Source organism: Frankia sp. CcWB2 (assembly GCF_977927585.1).
Map to the genome: position 1 here is coordinate 1,912 of NZ_CDWRCM010000287.1, position 2,278 is coordinate 4,189.

Genomic DNA, 2,278 nt, shown 5'->3' on the forward strand with positions numbered 1-2,278 from the left:
CCCAGCCGTCGACCCAGAACAATCAGCGCGACACCGACGACCATCGACGCCAACAAATTACGGGTGCGGTACGCGACGCCGGCGGTGGCCGCGCCCGCGAAGACCCCCGCCCAGCCCTCCGCGATCACCGCCGGCACCACCACGGCCACCAGGACCGTCCCGGGCAGCGCCCCGATCGCGCGAGCCCACGGGCCCTCGCTCGGCAGCCAGTCGGCCGCCAGCAGGCCGCCGACCCGAAGCGAGTAGGTGATCATCGCCATGCCGGCGACGGCGAGGACGGCCTCAGCGCTCCACATTCGTTTCCTCCGGGCCGATTGCCATGCGAGTTGACCGCCAGCGGACCAACTGCCCGTGGACCGACTGCCTTCGGGCCGATTGCCTGCACAGGTGCCGCCACGCCGGGCGCCGTCCCGGGTGACTCACCGGGCGCGTCCCCCTCTGATACCACCTGCGGGTCCGGTTCGGGGCCGCGCCGGGCGGCGGCCGCGCCGACAAGGGCGCCGATCATGATGTACCAGGTGCCGCCGAGCAGCCGCCAGCTCACGACCGCGGCCACCCCGGCCGCAAGCCACGGCACGACATCCGCGCGCCCCCGCCAGAAGCCGCGCGTCAACGCGATGAAGGCCGTGGTGAACGCGAAGTCGAGGCCGAATCGCTCCGGTGCCGGAATCCGCCCGCCGAGCAGGTACCCGGCGCCGCTACCGACCAGCCAGAACACCAGGATCGCCAGGCCGCCGCCCAGCAGGAAACCCGGCGGCGCCGCTCGCCCCCGCCGGCGCCCCTCGGCCAGCGTGACGGCCCAGTTCTCGTCCGCGACGAGGTGGATCCCCAGCAGCTTCTGCCACAGTGGCCGCCCGACGAACACTTCGCGCAGCGACGCGCACAGCAGGATGTAGCGCAGATTGATGATCAAGGTGCTCGCCAGGATCGCCGCCAGCGGTACAGGTATTCCCCACAACCCAACGACGACGATCTGCGCGGATCCCGCGAGGACGACCGCGTCCATGATCAGCAACTGCACCAGCGTGATGTCCCGGGTCGGGGCGACCGCGCTCATCGCGAGGCCATACGCCGCCACGCCCATCGCCAGGGGAATCGTCGCGCGAAACCCCGCGGCGATCTCCCGCATCGGGAAGGCGGCTTCCTGACTCACCCCGGGCGGCGACGATCTCATGGCCACCGCGTCGAGCCTGCAGCTGTCACGCCTTCTCCCGGAGCGCTCGTCGACAGGCTGCGGCGACCTCGGCCACCAGCGCGTCGCCAGAGCTGACGGCGATGTCGTGGCCGCCGGGCACCAGAGTCACGCTGAACCCGACCGAGGTGAGCTGCTCCCACGCGCGAATGCTGGCGGCCGGCACGGACGTGTCGCCGGCACCACTGATCGCATCGATATGAACGCTCAGTAGCGTACCACTGTCAGTATGTCGGTAACTGGCGGTCGGTTCACCCATCCGCGTGTGCCGGCCCGGGGGAAGACCCGCCGGCCCCGGGAGAAGGTCCAGGCCGAGATCGACACGATCTGCGCGGACCCGTGGGTGCGACGCGTCGTGACCACGAAGCTGACCGGGGACACCCCGGCCGCGCACCGGCTGACCTGGACGGTTGACCCGCAGGCCCGGGCCGCCCTCGAGGAGGAGATCTTCGGGAAGCGGGTCCTGGTCACCGACCGTGACGCCTGGCCGGTCGGCGACGTGGTCGCGGCCTATCGGTCGCAGTCGGACGCCGAGTTCGCGTTCCGCCAGATGAAGGATCCGCATGTCGTCTCGTTCAGCCCGATGCACCACTGGACACGGATCACACGATCCGTGTCCACATGTTCACCTGCGTGCTCGCGTTGCAGGTCGCGCACCTGATGCGCCGTCACGCCGCGCGTGCCGGGCAGGAACACTCGGTACGCGTCCTGCTCGACCTGCTCGCCGGGATCGAGGAGACGGCGATGATCTACCCCTCGACCGGGGGCCGTCCGAAGGCGCGCCGTATGCTCACCGAGACCACTCCCGCCCAGGACCGACTCGCCGAGATCTTCGGCCTCGCGAGGTGGGCGCCCCGGACTTAGGTCATACAGTTCCGGAAGATCGACATCGGTCATGAGCTGCGAATACTCCAGACAAGATCAAACTAGGGGCGAAACTTCCGCTAGGAGCCGACGCCGGCGCTGGTGGGGGCGGTGGTCCCGACCGGCCCGGCGGGCGCGGGGACCTCGGCGCCGGCCGCCGCGAGCGTGGGCGCCGCGCCCGGTGCCGGCCGGGGGTGCCGGGAGCTCAGGGCGAGCCAGAGC

3 protein-coding genes and 1 pseudogene are annotated in these 2,278 nt (G+C 70.9%); 1 reads left to right on the top strand and 3 read right to left on the bottom strand.

Annotated features, from left to right (window positions below):
* The 3 genes from ACY45C_RS20520 to ACY45C_RS20530 form a co-directional block, all read right to left on the bottom strand.
* The coding region (locus tag ACY45C_RS20520; RefSeq protein WP_462189184.1) for an AzlD domain-containing protein at positions 1-296 on the bottom strand (296 nt) is incomplete at its 3' end.
* Positions 251-1,174, bottom strand: a complete 924-nt coding sequence (locus tag ACY45C_RS20525) for an AzlC family ABC transporter permease (protein WP_462189185.1) — start codon at positions 1,172-1,174, stop codon at positions 251-253. The genes ACY45C_RS20525 and ACY45C_RS20520, both read right to left, overlap by 46 nt.
* 25 nt (positions 1,175-1,199) lie before the next feature.
* Positions 1,200-1,358 (bottom strand): hypothetical protein, encoded by a 159-nt coding sequence (locus tag ACY45C_RS20530; protein WP_462189186.1) that lies wholly within the window; start codon positions 1,356-1,358, stop codon positions 1,200-1,202.
* A 105-nt stretch (positions 1,359-1,463) separates the two neighbouring features.
* Here ACY45C_RS20530 and ACY45C_RS20535 point away from each other — a divergent pair.
* A pseudogene (locus tag ACY45C_RS20535) lies at positions 1,464-2,056 on the top strand (IS1634 family transposase); the annotation flags it as partial.
* Between the last annotated feature and the right edge of the window lie 222 nt (positions 2,057-2,278).